The organism is Aquimarina sp. Aq107 (assembly GCF_943733665.1).
In the GTDB taxonomy this organism is placed as follows: Bacteria; Bacteroidota; Bacteroidia; order Flavobacteriales; family Flavobacteriaceae; genus Aquimarina.
The window spans coordinates 1,804,111-1,824,914 of the sequence record NZ_OX030782.1; the positions used below are offsets into that span (position 1 = coordinate 1,804,111).

19 protein-coding genes are annotated in these 20,804 nt (G+C 31.9%); 18 read left to right on the forward strand and 1 reads right to left on the reverse strand.

Annotated elements, in window-relative coordinates; translation table 11 throughout:
- The first annotated feature begins 7 nt into the window (after nucleotides 1–7).
- The 18 genes from hisC to pdxH all read left to right on the forward strand — a co-directional run bounded on the left by hisC (nucleotide 8) and on the right by pdxH (nucleotide 18,543).
- Nucleotides 8–1,057 carry a histidinol-phosphate transaminase gene (gene hisC, locus NMK29_RS07440; RefSeq protein ID WP_108804479.1) on the forward strand — a complete coding sequence of 350 codons (1,050 nt, stop codon included), beginning with the start codon at nucleotides 8–10 and terminating at the stop codon, nucleotides 1,055–1,057.
- Between the two features lie 42 nt (nucleotides 1,058–1,099).
- Nucleotides 1,100–2,239 carry a bifunctional histidinol-phosphatase/imidazoleglycerol-phosphate dehydratase HisB gene (hisB, locus tag NMK29_RS07445; RefSeq protein ID WP_108804478.1) on the forward strand — a complete coding sequence of 380 codons (1,140 nt, stop codon included), beginning with the start codon at nucleotides 1,100–1,102 and terminating at the stop codon, nucleotides 2,237–2,239.
- 54 nt (nucleotides 2,240–2,293) lie between these two features.
- Nucleotides 2,294–2,887: an imidazole glycerol phosphate synthase subunit HisH gene (gene hisH, locus NMK29_RS07450; RefSeq protein WP_108804477.1), complete on the forward strand. Its 594-nt coding sequence runs from the start codon at nucleotides 2,294–2,296 to the stop codon at nucleotides 2,885–2,887.
- Nucleotides 2,888–2,904: 17 nt separating this feature from the next.
- Nucleotides 2,905–3,633: a 1-(5-phosphoribosyl)-5-[(5-phosphoribosylamino)methylideneamino]imidazole-4-carboxamide isomerase gene (gene hisA, locus NMK29_RS07455; RefSeq protein ID WP_108804476.1), complete on the forward strand. Its 729-nt coding sequence runs from the start codon at nucleotides 2,905–2,907 to the stop codon at nucleotides 3,631–3,633.
- A 6-nt stretch (nucleotides 3,634–3,639) separates the two neighbouring features.
- Nucleotides 3,640–4,155, forward strand: a complete 516-nt coding sequence (locus tag NMK29_RS07460; RefSeq protein WP_108804475.1) for a DinB family protein — start codon at nucleotides 3,640–3,642, stop codon at nucleotides 4,153–4,155.
- Complete coding sequence (gene hisF / locus NMK29_RS07465; RefSeq protein WP_108804474.1) at nucleotides 4,156–4,911, forward strand: imidazole glycerol phosphate synthase subunit HisF; 756 nt, start codon at nucleotides 4,156–4,158, stop codon at nucleotides 4,909–4,911. It abuts the gene before it with no gap.
- A gap of 50 nt (nucleotides 4,912–4,961) precedes the next feature.
- On the forward strand, nucleotides 4,962–5,558 hold the full coding sequence (gene hisIE, locus NMK29_RS07470) for a bifunctional phosphoribosyl-AMP cyclohydrolase/phosphoribosyl-ATP diphosphatase HisIE (protein ID WP_108804473.1): 597 nt from the start codon (nucleotides 4,962–4,964) through the stop codon (nucleotides 5,556–5,558).
- 265 nt (nucleotides 5,559–5,823) lie between these two features.
- Nucleotides 5,824–8,511, forward strand: coding sequence for a gliding motility-associated C-terminal domain-containing protein (locus NMK29_RS07475; protein WP_159092296.1), 2,688 nt, complete (start codon nucleotides 5,824–5,826; stop codon nucleotides 8,509–8,511).
- A 3-nt stretch (nucleotides 8,512–8,514) separates the two neighbouring features.
- Nucleotides 8,515–9,432 (forward strand): type IX secretion system membrane protein PorP/SprF, encoded by a 918-nt coding sequence (locus tag NMK29_RS07480; RefSeq protein WP_027391191.1) that lies wholly within the window; start codon nucleotides 8,515–8,517, stop codon nucleotides 9,430–9,432.
- Between the two features lie 3 nt (nucleotides 9,433–9,435).
- On the forward strand, nucleotides 9,436–11,493 hold the full coding sequence (locus tag NMK29_RS07485; RefSeq protein ID WP_108804471.1) for an OmpA family protein: 2,058 nt from the start codon (nucleotides 9,436–9,438) through the stop codon (nucleotides 11,491–11,493).
- A gap of 174 nt (nucleotides 11,494–11,667) precedes the next feature.
- On the forward strand, nucleotides 11,668–13,494 hold the full coding sequence (gene rpsA, locus NMK29_RS07490; RefSeq protein ID WP_027391195.1) for a 30S ribosomal protein S1: 1,827 nt from the start codon (nucleotides 11,668–11,670) through the stop codon (nucleotides 13,492–13,494).
- Between the two features lie 151 nt (nucleotides 13,495–13,645).
- Complete coding sequence (locus NMK29_RS07495) at nucleotides 13,646–14,347, forward strand: hypothetical protein (RefSeq protein WP_159092295.1); 702 nt, start codon at nucleotides 13,646–13,648, stop codon at nucleotides 14,345–14,347.
- 148 nt (nucleotides 14,348–14,495) lie between these two features.
- Nucleotides 14,496–15,035 (forward strand): bifunctional pyr operon transcriptional regulator/uracil phosphoribosyltransferase PyrR, encoded by a 540-nt coding sequence (gene pyrR / locus NMK29_RS07500; protein ID WP_027391197.1) that lies wholly within the window; start codon nucleotides 14,496–14,498, stop codon nucleotides 15,033–15,035.
- 58 nt (nucleotides 15,036–15,093) lie between these two features.
- Nucleotides 15,094–16,023 (forward strand): aspartate carbamoyltransferase catalytic subunit, encoded by a 930-nt coding sequence (locus NMK29_RS07505; protein ID WP_027391198.1) that lies wholly within the window; start codon nucleotides 15,094–15,096, stop codon nucleotides 16,021–16,023.
- Between the two features lie 4 nt (nucleotides 16,024–16,027).
- Nucleotides 16,028–16,360 (forward strand): ribonuclease Z, encoded by a 333-nt coding sequence (locus tag NMK29_RS07510; RefSeq protein ID WP_108804469.1) that lies wholly within the window; start codon nucleotides 16,028–16,030, stop codon nucleotides 16,358–16,360.
- 54 nt (nucleotides 16,361–16,414) lie between these two features.
- Nucleotides 16,415–16,867, forward strand: coding sequence for a thioredoxin family protein (locus NMK29_RS07515; RefSeq protein ID WP_108804468.1), 453 nt, complete (start codon nucleotides 16,415–16,417; stop codon nucleotides 16,865–16,867).
- Between the two features lie 60 nt (nucleotides 16,868–16,927).
- A complete protein-coding gene (locus tag NMK29_RS07520) occupies nucleotides 16,928–17,833 on the forward strand; it encodes a ribonuclease Z (protein WP_108804467.1) in 906 nt (301 codons plus the stop codon).
- Nucleotides 17,834–17,892: 59 nt separating this feature from the next.
- On the forward strand, nucleotides 17,893–18,543 hold the full coding sequence (pdxH, locus tag NMK29_RS07525) for a pyridoxamine 5'-phosphate oxidase (protein WP_108804466.1): 651 nt from the start codon (nucleotides 17,893–17,895) through the stop codon (nucleotides 18,541–18,543).
- A 40-nt stretch (nucleotides 18,544–18,583) separates the two neighbouring features.
- Here pdxH and NMK29_RS07530 read toward each other — a convergent pair whose 3' ends face one another.
- Nucleotides 18,584–20,761 carry an OmpA family protein gene (locus NMK29_RS07530; protein WP_159092294.1) on the reverse strand — a complete coding sequence of 726 codons (2,178 nt, stop codon included), beginning with the start codon at nucleotides 20,759–20,761 and terminating at the stop codon, nucleotides 18,584–18,586.
- Nucleotides 20,762–20,804 lie beyond the last annotated feature (43 nt).

Here is a 20,804-nt window from a genome sequence, read left to right on the forward strand (position 1 = left end):
AGAAGTAATGAAACAATTAAATTTCAACATAAATAATATAATACGTGAAAACGTTAAAGGGCTAAAACCATATTCTTCAGCACGTGATGAGTATGTTTCTGATGGTTCTGCAATGATCTTCTTGGATGCCAATGAAAATCCATATGAAAATGGAGTAAATAGATATCCTGATCCACAACAGCGTAGTTTAAAAGAGGTGTTAGCTGCACAAAAGGGAGTTGATACAAATAATATATTATTAGGAAATGGAAGTGACGAGGTATTAGATCTTTTATTTAGGGCTTTTTGCGAACCTAAAGTTGATAATGTTATTACGTTACCACCTACCTATGGTATGTATAATGTATTAGCTAACACCAACGATGTTCAGAATAAAAAAGTTCTTTTAAATGATAATTTTGAACCTAATGTTTCTAAAATATTAGATACAGTTGACCAGCAAACAAAGATCATATTTTTATGTTCTCCTAATAACCCTACAGGGAATTCTTTTTCAGAAGATAGTATAGCCCAAATTTTAGAAAATTTCAAAGGGTTGGTAGTTATAGATGAAGCGTATATTGATTTCTCTTCTAAAAAAAGTTGGATACTTAAAATTAGCGAATACCCAAACCTAGTAATAACACAGACGTTATCAAAAGCATATGGAATGGCAGGGATCAGACTAGGATTGTGTTATGCTTCAGAAGAAATTATTAATATACTTAACAAAATTAAGCCTCCTTATAATGTTAATGAGTTAACGCAGAAAAGGGCGTTGGATAGAGTTAAAGACGTTAATAAGATTAAAGAAGAAGTAGCTAATATTTTAAAGGAGAGAGATTTTATGATAGATTCCTTAGAAGATATTCAGTTTGTAAAAGAAATTTATAAAACCGATGCTAATTTTGTATTGATTCAAGTAGATAATGCAAATGTACGATATGATCAATTGTTAAAACAAGGAATTGTAATTCGTAATCGTACAACACAACCATTATGTGAAAATACACTTAGATTAACAGTAGGAACTAATCAAGAAAACAAGAAGTTAATAGAAGCTTTAAAAAGTATATAAATTCTGTTCTTAATGAATAAGAATTGCAAAAAATAAATTAAGATGAAGAAAGTATTATTTATAGATAGAGATGGTACATTGGTGTTGGAACCACCTGTAGATTATCAATTAGATAGTTTGGAGAAGTTAGAGTTCTACCCAAAGGTTTTTCAATATATGGCTAAAATAGCGGACGAATTGGATTATGAATTGGTGATGGTAACCAATCAAGATGGATTAGGAACTGATTCTTTTCCAGAAGATACTTTTTGGCCAGCACATAATAAGGTAATGACTGCATTCGAAAAAGAAGGAGTGGTGTTTAATGCTGTTCATATTGATAAAACTTTTCCTCATGAAAATGCGGATACTCGTAAGCCACGAACAGGTTTATTAACGGAGTATTTTGATAAGGAAAAATACGATCTAGAAAACTCATTTGTTTTAGGAGATAGAATTACGGATATGGAGTTGGCAAAAAATCTTGGAGCTAAAGGGATTTTCTTATCTGAAGATCCAGAGCTTGGAGCAGATGAAATAGAAACTGATACAAAAGCCATTTCAGAAAGTATTGTATTAAAATCAACAGATTGGAAGGAAATTTATGAGTTTTTAAAGTTAGAAGATCGAGTAGCAGAGATTACTAGAGATACGAACGAAACTAAAATTTATATCAAGTTGAATTTAGATGGTTCTGGTAAAAATGATATATCAACTGGATTACATTTCTTTGACCATATGCTAGATCAGATTGGACGTCATGGAGCAATGAATTTAACAGTGAAAGTGGATGGAGATTTACACGTAGATGAACATCATACTATAGAAGATACTATGATTGCTTTAGGGGAGTTGTTTTCTAAAACTCTAGGTAATAAATTAGGTATCGAACGTTATGGGTTTTGCTTGCCAATGGATGATTGTTTAGCACAGGCAGCAGTTGATTTTGGAGGTCGTCCTTGGTTGGTTTGGGATGCTAATTTTAAACGTGAAAAAATAGGGGATATGCCAACAGAAATGTTTTTTCATCTTTTTAAATCTTTTACAGATGGTGCCAAGTGTAATTTAAATATCAAAGCCGAAGGAGAAAATGAACATCATAAAATAGAAGGAATATTTAAGGCATTTGCTAAAGCGATGAAAATGGCGGTAAAAAGAGATGCAAATAAAATGTTTTTACCAAGTACCAAAGGAATGTTATAACAAATAAAATTGTATAATTTAAAAGGTCTTGAATCAAGTTCAGGATGCAATAATATGAAGATAGTAATTATAAATTACGGAGCAGGAAATATTCAATCGATCAAATTTGCGATTCAACGATTGGGATATGAAGCTGTCTTAAGTGATGACCCTCAAGAAATAAAATCTGCAGATAAACTGATTTTCCCTGGAGTAGGAGAAGCGAGCAGTGCTATGAGTAAGTTAAAAGATTCTGGTTTAGATACCTTGGTCCCACAATTAAAGCAACCAGTTTTAGGAATTTGTTTAGGGATGCAATTGATGTGTAATTACACAGAAGAAGGTGATACTAAAGGTTTGGGTATTTTTCATACGGATGTGGTAAAGTTTAATCACGGAGTAAAAGTTCCTCAAATAGGATGGAATCAAATAGAGTCATTAAGTTCTGCCTTATTTAGTGGAGTAGAAGAGAAGGAGTATATCTATTTAGTTCATAGTTATTATGCTCCTATAATGGAAGAAACCATTGCACAATCTACTTACGGAGTAACTTATAGTACAGCTTTACAGAAAGATAATTTCTACGGAACTCAATTTCATCCAGAAAAGAGTAGTGATGCGGGAGAGAAGATTTTAAAAAACTTTTTAGAGTTAAAAATTAATAACTAATAATTATAAAATAAAGCATGAGGATCATACCTGCAATAGATATCATTGACGGAAAGTGTGTTCGCCTTTCTAAAGGAGATTATGATACTAAAAAAATATATAATGAAAATCCATTAGAAGTAGCCAAAGAATTTGAGGCTCATGGAATTCAATATTTACATTTAGTTGATCTAGATGGTGCAAAATCTAAGCATATAGTAAATCATAAGGTGTTAGACCAAATAGCTTCTAAAACAGGTTTAAAAATTGATTTTGGAGGAGGTTTAAAAACAGATGAAGATTTAAAAATAGCTTTTGATAGTGGTGCAAATCAAATTACTGGTGGTAGTATTGCTGTAAAGAATCCTGATATTTTTAAATCTTGGTTACAAAAATTCGGGAGTGATAAAATTATTTTAGGAGCAGATGCACAACATGAAAAAATCGCAGTAAGTGGTTGGTTAGAAGAAAGTGATAAAGAGCTAGTTCCGTTTGTTAAAGAATATAAAAAAGAGGGCGTGTCCTATGTGATTTGTACAGATATTAGTAAAGATGGAATGTTAGAAGGGCCTTCTTTTGATTTGTATAGAAAAATGTTGAACGAAATAGGAGATATAAAGCTAATTGCTTCTGGAGGGATTTCAACTTTTGATGAATTACCAAAATTGGCTGAAATTGGATGCGAAGGAACAATTATAGGAAAAGCAATTTATGAGAATCGAATAAGTTTAAAACAATTAGAGAATTATATTCTTCAAAAAAGTTAATAAACAATGAATGAGGAAATATCACAAGAGTTTAAGGAGCAAATCTCCTATAGATTGGATGAAAGTCTTAGGATGATTACTATTAGTTTTGATCAACTTTCTGAAGATGATATATGGAAAAGGTTTAATCAATCGTCTAATAGTATCGGAAATTTGATACTTCATCTTTGTGGTAATATTACTCAATATGCTATAGCTTCTTTAGGAGGTTTAGAAGATGAAAGAGATAGGGATGCTGAGTTTGAAGCTAAAGAAGGTTTTTTGAAAGAAGAATTATTACTAAAACTTAATAAGACTGTAGAACAAGCCAAGACAATCTTGTTCGATTGTACTATTTCTGAATTAATGAGAAAACGAGAAGTGCAAGGGTTTACTTTTTCAGGAATAGGTATAATGATTCACATAACCGAACATTTGTCTTATCATACGGGCCAAATAGCATTTTGGACAAAACAATTAAAGAATAAAGATTTAGGTTTTTATGATGGTATGGATCTAAATATAAAAAATAAAGAAAACTAAATGTTGACTAAAAGAATTATACCGTGTTTAGATATTAAGAACGGCCGAACTGTAAAAGGAGTCAATTTTGTTGATTTAAGAGATGCAGGAGATCCGGTAGAATTAGCGGATGCGTATTCTAAAGCAGGAGCAGATGAATTAGTGTTTTTAGATATTTCTGCTACTGAAGAGCGAAGAAAAACACTGGCAAATCTTGTACTTAGGGTTGCAGAAAAAGTGAATATCCCATTTACCGTAGGGGGAGGGATATCATCTATAGAAGATGTAGATGTTTTGTTGCAAAATGGAGCGGATAAGGTTTCCGTTAATTCGTCTGCAGTAAAAAATCCGCAGCTTATTAATGAATTAGCAGGAAAATTTGGAAGTCAATGTATTACAGTAGCTATAGATGCTAAACAAATTGATGGGAAATGGATAGTACATTTGGTCGGAGGAAAAGTACCAACTGAGCTTGATCTATTTGATTGGGCAAAGGAAGTAGAAGAAAGAGGTGCCGGAGAAATTTTATTTACTTCTATGGATAATGATGGAACTAAAGATGGTTTTGCTAATCAAGCTTTAGCAAGATTATCTACAGAATTAAATATTCCTATAATTGCATCTGGTGGAGCAGGTAATACAAAACATTTTATAGATACTTTTAAAGAAGGAAAAGCAGATGCTGCATTAGCAGCAAGTGTTTTTCATTTTAAAGAAATAGAAATAAAAGATTTAAAAGAGGAATTGCGGTTAAATGAAATTCCGGTAAGATTATAACAAAATATAATTCCAGACTTGATCTGGAAACCAAAATATAGATTGATAAAATGGAAATAAATTTCAATAAAAATAATGATGGACTTGTTCCGGCAATAATTCAAGATGCAACCACTAGAAATGTTTTGATGCTTGGTTATATGAATGAGGAGGCTTACCAGAAAACAATAGAAACTAAAAAGGTAACTTTTTTTAGCAGAACTAAGAATAGATTATGGACTAAAGGTGAGGAGAGTGGTAATTTTTTGAATCTTGTAGATCTAAAAAATGACTGTGATAATGACACCTTGTTAATCCAAGTACACCCAGTGGGTCCAACTTGTCATAAAGGAGATGATACTTGTTGGGCACAGAAAAATGTTCAGTCTTTTGGTTTTTTGACAGATTTAGAAAACACTATACAGGATAGAAAAGAAAATCAAGATAATGAAAAATCTTATGTAGCATCTCTCTTTAGAAAAGGGATAAATAAAGTTGCTCAAAAAGTAGGAGAAGAAGCTGTCGAAGTGGTTATAGAAGCTAAGGATGATAACGAAAAGTTGTTCTTAGATGAAAGCGCAGACCTTCTTTTTCATTATTTAATTTTATTACAAGCTAAAGGTTATAAGCTTAATGATATAGTAAAAGTTCTGAAATCAAGAGGTTAAAGATGTAGATGAAGATTAGTTTTATAGGGAAATCATGGTGTTTTTTTTTACATATTTTTATAATTTCGCCGAGCTTTTGAATCTTAGTCAATTTTTATTTCATTTTGACCGGTAACAAAAAGTGTAAAAATGATACTTACGGATAAACTAATTGATTTTGAAACAAAATTACACAAAACTACTTTTCATTTTATTAATATTTTTTGGCAGTATTGGGGAGGTTTTTTCTCAATGTAGCCAAGAACAAATGATAACCATTTGTGATATGGAGACTATCGATTTCGATGTCGATGGTATTCCAGATGGTATTATTAATTTGTATGATGAAACAGGTATCGTACCGGAATCAGGAGATTTTTGGGAATCTACAGGAATAGAAGAAGGTGAAGAAGGAATAGAAGCTTCTGGAGTTTTAAGATTATGGCAGTTAAGAAATGCTTCTGATGGTTATTTTTTTGAACTTAAAAATCCGAATTGTCCAGATGACTACAGAGTTAGAGTTAATGTCAAACTTGGTCCGTATGCTGGTATAGCAGCAACAACAGGTTTCTTTCCTGTTTGTGATAATGATGATATTTGTACAGCTGGATTTGAAATAGATATAAACCTTTTTGACACATTAGAATCAAGAGAGGGATTCGCTCTTCCTCATTTAAATGGGATGTGGACTTATACAGGCTCTTTACCTTCTAATACGTATATTCTAAACGGCCCAAACTTTGGTACTACCATTGATAATAATGGCGGTTTCCCTGTTGATAGTGAAGATTTTAGTTTTAGATATACAGTTGCTAATGTGGATACTTGTATTACTGAATTTGTTGATGTTCAGGTAACTGTAGTAAGACCGGTTACAGCTGGGTATGGATCATCATTCTCGATTTGTGAAGGTGATATTGGATCATGGGATATGGATATTAATTTATTTGATGACCGATTTTTAAATGGAGAAGAATTAGGTGGAAGTTGGGAAGACGATGATAATACGGGCCAAATTACAAGTGCTACGGATGCAGTAATTAATTTGAAAGAGGTCTATGATGCGTTTAGAGCTTCTCCAGAATATGTTCCAGGTTTTAGTTGTATAGATTTTAGTTATACCTATAAGATCAACAGTAGATCTCCAATATGTCCTAATGACGAAGAAACGGTAATGTTTGTTATATATGAAGAGTTAAGGCCATTTGCTCCACAGAATTCTGTGGAAGAAATTTGTCCTAATTCGTCTCCGGCTCAAATTAACCTTTTTGATTTACTTGAGTTTGAACCCGGTTACGTTTATACGGATGGTTCATTAGTGGATGATTTTGCGTATTGGACATTTCTTGGTGGTATTCCTTTCAATGGTGATCTTAATTTAGAAAATAATTTAAATGATACACCAGAAGATGAACAACATTTAGGACCAATTACTATTGTGGGGGCCAGACCAGGGAGTTATAGATTTAGATACGATGTGGTTCCTAGACAAAGCTGTGGTGCAACATTTTCTTATTCTGGTGATGTTTGTCAGCCTATTAGTATAGAGAGCAACCCTTGTCCTACTATTTCTACTATAGTTACAATTGTAATTTTACCTCATGATTATGCAGGAGAAGATACTTTAGATCTAATTATATGTAAGACAGATGCCAATCAATATAGTTTAAGAAGTTTATTAAACTCAGATGGACGAACTATAGAAGAAGGGATTTGGACAGATAATAATAATGGGGGTAACGTAGTTGATGATTTATTCTTGGTTCCTGAAGAAATTAATGACCCAATTTCGTATTCCTTTACACATACAACAACGAACCCTTCTGGGTGTGTTGATGAAGCTTTATTAGAGTTTACAATTTATAAAGAAGCAAATGCTGGAGCAGGAAGTGGTACCGCTACATCACTATGTTCAGATAATTTAACGGTAACACTTTTCAATCTTTTAGAAGGTAATCCTGATCCAACAGGAACGTGGATTGGACCTTTTGGTTATATGTCACCAGATCATCTAGGTGTTTTTGATGCTTCAGATAATACACTACCAATTCTAGGTCCGGGAGATTATGTATATACTGTTGGAGGTAATGTTGGTTGTAGTTCTCAAGATCAAGCAACAGTAACTATAGCTATTGTAGAACCAGTAGAGATTGGTAATGATAGAAGTGATTCTTTTTGTGAAATTGATGGACGTGTTAACTTATTTACAATTTTAGATAATAATACACCAAGAACCGGAACTTTTCAGGATATAGAAAATACAGGTGCTTTAACTTCAGATGGAGTGGTAGAGTTTGATTTATTACCAAATCCCGATAATGAGGTTAATAAGATTTATAATTTTAGATACGTAATTCCTAACACAGCACCTTGTAATGAATCTTCATTAAATGTAGAAGTACAAATCATAGATTTACCAGAACCGAATGTGACGGATCAAGAATTCTGTATTCTTGATGGTAAAAGATTAGATGATATCGAGGTGGATGTATTAAATTATAATTGGTATCCTACATTAGAAAGTGATATGCCTATTATTGATAATCCATTACTTTTTGATAATCAAATATATTATATCGCAACTGTAGATGCTGATAATTGCGAGTCAGAAAGAGTAACCGTTGCTGTTAATATTCTTAATATGGGTGAGCGATTCTCTAATGGTGATATATGCGCATTGGATTTCCAAGATGGAGTTTCTCCAGATGGGAATAATCAAAATGATACTTTTGATTTGTTTATTGAAGATGAGTTTAATATCCCAGTTGCTTTTCCGGATTTTGATTTGAAGATATATAACAGATACGGAGCAAAAGTATTTGAAGGAAATAGAAATACTGAGGAGTTCCGGGGAGAAAGTAATGTTTCTATTCGATTGGGAGATGATTTACCATCTGGAACCTATTTCTACATTTTTACACCAAACTTTGAAAACAATTTTCCTATTCAAGGAAGCTTTTACCTAAGCAGATAAACAATGAAATCACGATTAATTTTTAGTATAGCGATAGTTTTCTGCTCGGTATTGTATGCACAGCAGGAACCACAATATTCTCAATATATGTATAATATGAGTACGGTAAACCCGGCTTATGTTACGAACCAGAGTGGATTGATTTCTACTGGTTTATTATATAGAAGACAATGGACAGGAATTGAAGGCTCACCAGAAACAGCAAATGTATTCGGAAACATTCCATTGAGTGAGAAGATTGAATTAAGTGTTAATTATGTAAATGACAGAATTGGTGAAGCAATTAGCACCAATAACAATTTCTTTAATGTTGATTTCGCATATATTACACGTATATCAGATCGTTTTAAATTATCATATGGTTTAAAAGTAGGAATCAATAGTTTTAAATTAGATGCTTCTGGTTCTGATGTAGCAGATGATCCTGCATTTGCTGCCAATAATTCTGAATTACAGCTTAATATAGGAGCAGGATTATTCTTGTTTTCTAATAACTTTTATGCAGGTATTTCTTCTCCAAATTTATTACCTAATGAGGTGGCTGTCGATGGTATTGGTGTTTCTCAATCAAAGACCCATTTATATGGAGTTACAGGTTTTGTGTTTGATCTAGTAGATGAGGTTAAACTTAAGCCATCTATGGTTATAAAGCAGGTTTTAGATTCTCCGCTTACATTTGATATTTCACTTAATTCTTTGATCTATAATAAATTCGAATTAGGTGTTTCTTATCGTTATGAGGATGCTTTTATTGCATTGGCTGGTTTTAATATAACGAGAAATCTAAAAGTAGGATATTCATATGATTTTAGTACAAGTGAGTTAAGTGGATATAACAATGGAAGTCACGAAATTATTCTATTATACAATTTCGATTTACTCAATTTTAGTAATAAGTATACATCTCCAAGATTTTATTAAGATATGAAAACTCAAATAATATTTGTATCCATCTTATTGATTACACAGTTTATCTTTTCTCAGAAAAAGAGTAGAGCGGATCGTTTTTTTGACAATGGAGATTATATAAATGCGGCATTGCAATACGAAGAAGAATTAAATCAAGAAGGATATGAAAAACATATTCTTGAAAATATTTCTATTTCATATTACAATACATTTCAGTTTAAAAAGGCGTATAGATATCTTAAGGTTTTGACTTCGGGTAAGTTTTATGGAAAGGATAAGTCGTATGATAATTCATATAATTTTATGATGCATCAAGTACTTTCTTCCTTAGGAAAATATGAAATGGCTGTCGATTTCCTAGTGTTATATAAAAAAAACCAGGAAACAAATCCATTAAATAAATTAGATGCAATTGCGACAATAGAAGCTTTTAAATTAAAAGATGATGATTATGTTGTGAATTCTGTAGCGTTTAATTCTGAAGCTTCAGAGTTTGGAGCTGTAAAATTAGATAGTACCGTGTATTTTGCATCTGACAGAAGTTCTCATGGTTTGATGAATCAAAAATATAAATGGACGCATAGACCATTTTTAGATATATATACTGTTAAGGTTGATAGCAAGAATATAGGAGTTTCTGAAATTGAGGCTCTTTCTGGAGAAGTTAATTCTAAACTCCACGAAGGTAATTTTTGTTTTACTTCGGATGGTAATACTATTTATTTTTCAAAAAGTAATTCAGAAAAAGGGAAAAAGAAATTTGATAGTCTAAGAAATAATGCAATTCATTTATATAAAGCTATAAGAGTTGATGGAGAATGGCAGAAGCCAGAAAAATTAAAATTTAATAATAAAGAATATTCTATAGAACATCCTTCTATTTCAGTAGATGATAGGATGTTGTATTTTTCGTCTAATATGCCAGGCGGATATGGGGATTTTGATATTTATGCTTCTGAAATTAATATGGATGGGACTTATGGAGAACCAATTAATATGGGTTCATCTATCAATACAGAAAATAGAGAACAGTTTCCGTTTATTTCTAAAGAAGGAAATTTGTTTTTTTCTTCTAATGGTCACTTAGGATTAGGAATGATGGATGTTTTTGTCTCTGAATTAAAAGAAAACCAATTTACAAAACCAGTAAACTTAGGTGCGCCAATTAACTCTAGCTACGATGATTTTTCCTTAACGTATTATAATGAAAAAGACGGTTTTTTTGCATCGAATAGAAAAGGAAAAACAGATGACGACATCTTTTCTTTTTCTCAGACAGGAGAAATATTTTTGAAAGAATATATTGCGAATTTTGAGGTTAGAGATTATGCTACTGATAATTATGTACCCAATGCCGATGTGTATTTACAGGACGCAGAAAGGCAAAAAGTGTATGAATCTACACTAGATTCAATCGCATCGTTTAGTTTATCAGTTTTTCCTGGAAAATATGACTTTAGAGCCTCATCTATTGGATATAAATCAAATATTAAGCCTATTCTAGTGAAAGAAAAAGATAATGAAACTTATGTGATTTATTTAGAAAAGGAAGTAGAACCTGCAATTGTAGAGAATTCTAAGGAGCGACAAACAGAAACTGTTACTACTTCTGAAGCTACAAACAAAAAAAGGAATGAAGAGCTTACTGCAGAAGAATTAAGATTAAAGCTACTTTCGGATAAAGTAGGACCTCCTGTTATCGAAAAGAATGGAAAGTTGTATTTTGATCTTCCACCAATTTATTTTGATTATGATAAATGGAATATTAGAGCAGACTCTAAAAAAGTATTAGATGATTTTGCTTTAAAACTAGAAAAGTATAACACAGTCTACATTAAAATTTCTTCACATACGGATAGTAGAGGTACTGATTCATATAATCAAGTGTTATCTGAAAAGAGAGCAGAATCTACACGTAATTATTTGGCATTAGTAGGTTATGTAAATGCAAGAAGGATGCAGTTTGAAGGATTTGGAGAATCTGCACCTTTAATTGATTGTGATACTAAAAACTGTTCAGAAGAGGAACATCAGATAAATAGGAGAAGTGAGTTCGAGATAACTAAATTTTAAAGAGGTTTAATATAATTCATAATACTTTGTTTTCTAATAAATTAAATTGTATTTTTGCAGCCCTTTTTAGCGAATAAGAGAGTATAAAAAGGATAAAAATAATTTAATTTAACGCTTCTGTATAGGTTTTCGCTTTGATTCTCAAACAAATACAGGATACAAATTTTATCTTCAATGTCTGAAGAAACAAAAAACACAGACGTTCAGGAAGTAGAGGCTCCAAAGGCAGCTCCAGCTGTATCTCCTCAACAAGAAAATCCTGAGCAATTTTTAAAAGATTTTAACTGGCACAACTACGAGGAAGGTATTGACCCAATCGCAGATTCTAAACTTGAAGAGTTTGAAAAGCTAGTTGCAGAAAACTTTGTTGACACCCTAAATGATGAAGTAGTAGATGGTACAGTAATTAACATTACAGATCGTGATGCTATTATTGATATTAACGCAAAGAGTGAAGGTGTTATTTCATTAAATGAATTTCGTTACAACCCAGATCTTAAAGTAGGTGATAAGGTTGAGGTATTAATTGATGTGCGTGAAGATGCAACAGGTCAGTTGATATTATCTCACCGTAAAGCTCGTGTAATCAAGGCTTGGGATAGAGTTAATAATGCTCACGATACTGGCGAAATCGTAAACGGTTTTGTTAAGTGTAGAACTAAAGGAGGTATGATTGTAGATGTTTTCGGAATTGAAGCATTCTTACCAGGTTCTCAAATTGATGTAAAGCCAATCCGTGATTATGATGCATATGTAGGTAAAACAATGGAATTTAAAGTGGTTAAAATTAATCACGAATTCAAAAACGTTGTTGTATCGCATAAAGCACTTATCGAGGCTGATATCGAAGAGCAGAAGAAAGAAATTATTGGTCAATTAGAAAAAGGTCAAGTATTAGAAGGTACTGTTAAGAATGTTACTTCTTACGGTGTATTTGTTGATCTTGGAGGAGTTGATGGACTTATTCATATTACTGACCTTTCTTGGTCTAGAATCAACCATCCAAATGAGATTGTTGAGCTTGATCAGAAATTGAATGTTGTAATCTTAGACTTTGATGAGGCTAAGACACGTATCCAATTAGGTCTTAAGCAGTTAAAAGCGCATCCTTGGGAAGCTCTTGACAACGAACTTAAAGTTGGTGATAAAGTAAAAGGTAAAGTAGTTGTAATTGCAGATTACGGTGCATTTATCGAAGTAGAAGAAGGAGTAGAAGGATTGATCCACGTTTCAGAAATGTCTTGGTCAACACATTTACGTTCAGCACAAGACTTTGTTAAAGTTGGTGATGAAGTAGAAGCTGTGATTCTTACTTTAGATAGAGAAGAGCGTAAGATGTCTCTTGGTGTTAAGCAATTAACTCCAGATCCTTGGACTGATATTACTACCAAATATCCTGTAGGTTCTAGACATACTGGTATCGTTCGTAACTTTACTAACTTTGGAGTTTTCGTAGAGTTAGAAGAAGGTATCGATGGTTTAATTTATATCTCTGATCTTTCTTGGACTAAGAAAATCAAGCACCCATCTGACTTTACAAATGTTGGAGATAAGCTTGATGTTGTTGTTCTTGAATTAGATGTAGAAGGACGTAAATTAAGTCTTGGACATAAACAAACTGAGGATAATCCTTGGGATAAGTATGAAAAAGAGTTTGCTGTAGGAACTAAGCATACTAATACTATTGCAGAGATTGTAGACAAAGGTGCTACAATTGAGTTCAATGAAGATATTGTTGCTTTTGTACCTTCACGTCACTTAGAAAAAGAAGACGGTAAGAAACTTACTAAAGGAGATGAGGCTGAGTTCCAAATCATTGAGTTCAACAAAGAATTCAAAAGAGTTGTAGCTTCGCATACTGCTTTATTTAAAGAAGAAGAAGCTAAGATTGTTAAGCAAGCTGCTAAGAAAGCTGCTGCTAGTAACTCAGAGAAAACCACCCTTGGTGATATCGATGCGTTAGCAGATCTTAAAGCTAAAATGGAAAAAGGAGGTAACTAATAATCTCTTTATTTTCATAATAAATATTAAAGACCGTTCATATGAACGGTCTTTTTTTATAATTTAACTGAAAAAAGGGATGTAGCTTATACTGGTTTTGGTGTGTTCGAGATTGAATGTTTTATCGAAATTTGCAGTAAATTGATTAATAATGGAGAAGAGTCTGTGGGTCTTATTTTTAAATATTTTGTTTATAAATTTATTGAATAGTCAGAATATGCATACCGAAGAGGAATTAAAAATATTCAAAGAAAAAGTTAATCAAACCATAGAATTAGGTAGAGCTACTATTGTGGATATTGCGGCAAACGGAATTAGTAACGATACTGAATCTCTTATTAATGACGAGAACGTCCTTATTTCTGTTTGGTACAATAATGCGGAAGTAAAGGTAGAATTCAGGGAACGTTCTCCAATAAAATACCTTGCTTATGGAGAAGAGTTTTATTTTCAGGTTGTTGCAAAAGTGTCTATAGATAGAGTTTCTGGTAGTGGTGGTTCGGTAGTTAGGAATTCTGAGAATGAAACTTCTAGATCTGGTTTTTCTTCAACTTATTTATATCGATCTACTAATAATACTAAAGCCGCTATTGATCATGTATTGGAATTGAATAATACCAATAACCCTAAATATCACATCAGAACATCGTCACAGATATATACTATTATTAGAGAACAAAAGAACTATTATGATATGCAGATCTATGATAGATATTCGATAACATATAAAATTGATAAAAAATCGGGTAAAATATATGATTATAAAAATCCTTATAAAAACTTTTATCCAACACCAGCAAGTGCTCCTAGTTTTCCAATGCCATTTGGCCCATGGATAGAAATAAAAGAATAGTAGTCTTTATTTTTATTGTTTTGTAATAGAAAAGGTTATACAGTCATTTTATTATTGAGTGTTGATCTGGATATTTTAAAACTAGACTTAGGATTGATTAATTCTAAATTTTCATTACTTTTGTATACCAAATGTCTATTTGGAGATTATGAGTCAGAAATTACTACTTAGTGCAAAGGAGATAGATATTATTCTGCACCGTTTGGCTTGTCAATTAATCGAAAATCATACTCATTTTGAAGACACTGTTCTGATCGGAGTACAACCAAGAGGTATCTTTTTAGCGGATAGAATAAAGGAAGTCTTAGTTAGGGATTATGGGTTGTCTAATGTAAAAATGGGACACCTCGATATTACTTTTTATCGAGATGATTTTAGAAGAGGAGAAAAGCCTTTAGAAGCAAATAAAACACATATTGATTTTACAGTAGAGGATAAAAGAGTTGTTTTTATTGATGATGTTCTATATACAGGTCGTAGTATAAGATCTGCATTAACTGCAATACAGTCTTTTGGTAGACCAAGAGAAATAGAGCTACTTACATTAATTGATCGACGTTTTAGTCGTCATTTACCAATTCAACCTAATTATAGAGGTCGGCAGGTAGATGCTATTAATCAAGAAAAGGTAAAGGTGCATTGGGTAGAAAATGGAGGAGAAGATGCAGTTTATTTAGTAAATAATTAAAGTTCAATAATTTCTGAAGTATATTCATACATTAGAAATATAATAACAAAAGAGAAGAATGAGTGAATTAAGTGTAAATCACTTACTAGGAATTAAATATCTCACTAAAGAAGATATTAATCTCATTTTTGAAACAGCTGATCACTTTAAAGAGGTGATTAATAGACCAATTAAAAAAGTCCCTTCGCTTAGGGATATTACAATAGCTAACCTTTTTTTTGAGAATAGCACAAGGACAAGATTGTCATTTGAATTGGCGGAGAAAAGATTATCTGCAGATGTTATTAATTTTTCTGCAGCATCATCATCGGTAAAAAAAGGAGAAACACTTATAGATACGGTTAATAATATCCTATCGATGAAAGTGGATATGGTTGTAATGAGACATCCTAATCCTGGAGCAGGTGTTTTTTTATCAAAGCACGTAAATGCAAGTATTGTAAATGCTGGAGACGGAGCTCATGAACACCCAACTCAAGCGTTGTTGGATTCGTATTCTATAAGAGAAAAATTTGGAGAAGTAGAAGGGAAAAAAGTTGTTATTGTTGGTGATATTTTGCACTCTAGGGTTGCACTTTCTAACATTTTTGCTCTTAAACTACAAGGAGCAGAAGTAAAGGTCTGTGGACCAAAAACACTAATACCAAAATATATAGACAAACTTGGTGTTACTGTAGAAACAAATCTTACAAAAGCGCTCCAATGGTGTGATGTAGCAAATATGTTACGAGTGCAAAATGAAAGAATGGAGATTAGTTATTTTCCATCTACAAGGGAATATACCCAACAATTTGGAGTAAATAAAAGGTTATTGGATAGCCTTGATAAAGAGATTGTAATAATGCATCCTGGACCTATCAATCGTGGTGTTGAGATCACGAGTGATGTAGCTGATTCTAAACAAGCCATAATATTAGATCAGGTTCAAAACGGGGTAGCAGTGAGAATGGCTGTCATTTATCTTTTGGCTTCGAAAATAAAACAATAAACTTATGATATTCAATAAAGAAGGTTCTACAACCATAATAACACAGGAAAAAGCGACTGTAGTAGAGTTCGTAAAAGGAATTGAAGATAGATATGAATCAATGAAAAACGACAATATTGTAGCTAACTTGTTTTCGTTAAAGGATTTATCTGTCAATGATGTTAATGAATTTCTTAGAGTTTCTAACAAACATAAATCAAATAAACGCTCTTTTGTAATTGTTACCGATAAGGTTTCTTATGACGAAGCGCCAAAAGAAATTACTGTTGTACCAACTTTAATAGAGGCTTTAGACCTAATTGAGATGGAGGAAATAGAAAGAGATCTAGATTTTTAAAAAATATTTTAATTAATTCTGTAATCTAAAGTAATTTTTTACGTCATAATACTTATGAATAAATTAGCCCCATTTATTCTTGTGTTGATATTCTTTGTTTCAGGTAATATTCATGCGCAAGACTGGAAATATGACTTCGACGAAGCAATAAAGTTAGCGAAAGAAAAAGATCAAAATATTGTTTTACTGTTTACTGGATCTGATTGGTGTCCACCTTGCATTAAATTAGAGAGAAAAGTATTTTCTGATCCAGAATTCAGAAAATTTGCAGATAAAAAGTTTGTTTGGTTAAAAGCTGATTTTCCTAAAAGAAAGAAAAATAGATTACCAGAAGAACAAAGTAAAAAGAACTACGAATTAGCTGAACGTTTTAATAAAAAAATGGTATTTCCGGTTATGCTGGTTATAAACAAAGAAGGAACAGTTCTTGGTGGTACCGGATATAGGAAGATGTCGGCAAAACGTTATATGGATTTGCTAACGACATTTGATTCTTTTGGAAACTGATATAGATTAATCTGCTAGATTAGATTATCTTGAAACTTTTTAAATTTAAGATATATAAAATTGAAAGTAACAATTTTAGGTTGCTACTCTGCGACACCAAGAACATTTACGAATCCAACTTCACAAGTATTAGAAATAAATAATCATATTTTTCTTATTGATTGTGGAGAAGGCACACAGGTAGAACTTAGAAGGAATAAGATTAAATTTTCTAGAATTAATCATATTTTTATTTCGCATCTTCATGGAGATCATTTTTATGGACTTGTTGGTTTGGTTTCTACATTTAGAATGCTAAATAGAGAAAACCCACTTCATATATATGGGCCCAAAGGAATAAAAGAAGCGATTACACTACAGCTTAAGCTTTCTAATTCTTGGACAGATTATCCATTGCATTTTCATGAACTTACAAATACAGATTCAGAATTAGTATTCGAGGACGAAAAAGTAACAGTTCGGACGATACCACTGCAACATCGAATTTATTGTAATGGCTTTCTTTTTCAAGAAAAATTAGGAGATAGAAAGTTATTAATGAGTAAAGTTCTTAATTATGATATTGATAAAGCATATTATAAGTCTATTAAGAAAGGAAAGGATGTTATATTACAAAACGGTGATGTTATTCCTAATACAGAGCTAACGGATGATCCATCCCCGGTAAAAAGTTATGCTTTTTGTAGTGACACTAGATATGATGAAGATAAAATTTCCTTACTAAATAAAGTAACAGCTCTATATCACGAATCAACTTTTTTAGAAAGTCATAAGCACTTGTGTCAGAGAACTGGTCATAGTACGGCTATCGAAGCAGCTACAATAGCAAGTAAAGCAGATGTAGAAAACCTTATTTTAGGTCACTACTCTACGAGATATGATAATATAGAAAAGTTTAAAGAAGAAGCTTCTACAGTATTTGATAATGTTGAAATAGGAGATGATGGTAAAGTTTTTGAATTCTAAAGAAATAAATACGTTTTTTCATATTACATTTAAACTATAAATGTGCTAATTATAAAATAATGAATAGAGATCTTACGGGTTATAGAAAATCTTATGATAAAAAGGCTTTAGAAGAAAACGAATTACCAGTTTCTCCATTTCGTTTATTTTCTAATTGGTTTAAAGAAGTAGAAGAGGCAGGCGGAGTAGAAGAGACTAATGCGATGAGTTTAACAAGTTTTGGCTTAGATAGTTATCCTAAAACAAGAATTGTGTTGCTTAAACATTTCGATGAAGAAGGATTTGTGTTCTATACCAATTACGAATCTGAAAAAGGAAAAGCTATGGCTGCAAATAATAAAGTTTGTATTTCTTTTTTTTGGCCTAACTTAGAACGTCAGGTAATTATAAAAGGTGTAGTTAATAGAATTTCAGAACAAAAAAGTAGCGATTATTTTAATTCTAGACCAAGGGGAAGTCAATTGGGAGCTTGGGCTTCTGAACAAAGTAGTATTGTTGAGTCTAGAGCTTTTTTAGAAAGTAAATTACTAGCATTAGAAGAGAAATATAAGGGAAAAGAAATTCCTAAGCCTGATTTTTGGGGTGGGTATTGTGTGACCCCAATAGAATTTGAATTTTGGCAGGGAAGACCAAATAGACTTCACGATAGAATTCGATATAGCCAACAACATAAAGGTAACAACTGGTTAACAAATAGGCTGTCACCGTAATTAGATAGAAGTAATTAAATTTCTTGTCTAGAAATTAAAATTACATGATCACAAAACTAGACCTACGGTTTTTTCGATATTCTTCTTCAGAGCAGTCTTTACCATCTTTACATTTGTTTACAGGTTTAGCCTCTCCAAAACCAATATAAGATAGAATTCTATTTTCAGAAATATCTTTACTAATCAGATACTTATAAATAGACTCAGCTCTTTTTTGGGATAATGTAAGATTGTAATCGGTATCTCCACGACTATCCGAGTGAGTTTCTATTTTTATAACCATTTCTGGGTATTCGTTATTCATTAACGATACGACCTTATCTAATTCTACAATAGCTCTTTCTGTAATATCCCATTTGTCAAACTCAAAATATATTTCATTTAACTTAATAAGATCATTAATAGTTTTATCTAAAGAAATTGAAGAATCTAAATTAGATTCAGGATCTGTACTGATATCAACAATATCCTCATTGTTAATTCCAGTATTGCCCGTGTTCTCAGATTTATCTGAAGTGCTTAACTCTACTATATTTTTATCTAACTCTTTAGAGCGAGTTGCGAAATCTGTATTAAAATTAGGACAATTTAAACCACTCATATCAACAGCTAGTTTAAGCTGATAATAATCAGGGAGATTACATTTGTTTATATGATTGTATCCTTTACTGAATTTTTTAGTTTCATTAAGAGAACCATTAAACTCAGCAATCACTGGTTGATCTACAATAGTAATTTCGCCAGTTTCATTTAGTAAATCACAACTGGTATTTACTTTAATCGAATAACGAATTTCAAAAGGTTCGCTATCAATTTTTACCATTTTATTAGGTACAGAGAAGCTTACAGTTCTTGTTGGTTCATCATATGATACTTTTATTTTTTTAGAAGGAAGTACAACTGATTCTTTGAAAAACAAAACGTTTTCCGGCAAAATGTCTTTTATAACCGTGTTTTTAGCATCGTCATTACCATCATTATTTATAGTTAAACTGTAAACAATATCTTGATCCGGTGCTACAATATCATTAGGAAAAACATAACTATTATCTGTATAACGAGATCTTTTTATAATTTGAATAGCCGGTTCGTATATCTCTACACTGAATGCTACAGCCATCACAGAATAACCATCATTATCTGTAAGCAATCTAAAACTAGACTTAGTTTGATTATTTCCTATAATACTGTTTCGAGGATTTTTTATATCAAATAAATCAGCATCATACCCAAGTGTGTTTTGACTTGCAGGAACTCTAGAAGTAATGTTTTTCCCGTTTTCAGTAATGTTTGCATTAAAGAAATTGTTCATTGGGTTAGTATTGTCTGTAATACCTTTATACTTATTAGTTTCATTAGACATCACCTGAAAACGATCACCTCGTATTCCTTTATCTCCTTCATAAGAAATAACACCAATTTTTCCATGTACAGCACCTTCAGGAATTGTTTGGAAATTATCAAAAGAGAATTCTACTGGTTTTGCTTTGGAATCAATATTAACAAAACCATCATATACATAAAAACGTTTTCTAGGCTTGGAATTATCTTCATAAATAACAACCATTGTCCATCCACCAGCCAGACCATTTCCAAGAGTAGGATCATCATTAACTTCAGAGGTAGTGGCGGGAATATTTGCAACTGTATAGGTACCAGTTGGATCTTCTAAATTCATTACTTCCTTTGTAATGTCTTTGTAGCAAGAATATTGCTTAAACAAAGATTTAGAATCATTATAATAGTCATGTATTATTTGAGCATTCTTAATTGTCGTATAAGAATTATTACCAGGATATTTAATTTTGATAGAAGAGATATCGTGTTCTCTATTTTCATCTGCATAAGAAGCCGTCCAATAAAGTCCAACATGTTTGATAGCTGCACATCCTGAAGTAATATCAAGATCGGCACTACTAGAATTAAAAGTAGAAGGATCATTATCTATATCAATAAATCCCATTCTAAATTGATTGTTTAATCCTCCGTTGTTATAACTTTTATTAGGATTAAACTTATCTGTTCCATCATCATTACTTACTTTACCAAGAATAGTATTAGAGACGAATTTAAAGTCACCTTTGATGGTAAACTCCGTTCTTTTCTCAAGAGGAACCTCTACTTGCGCATGTAAATTAAAAGAAAAACATAGTAGGGTCAGAATTACACTAACATACGTTTTTCTATAATTTAGTATTTGATTATTTATTTTTTCCACTTTTCCTTTTTTATTCCCTATTATATATAACTTAAATCTTGTC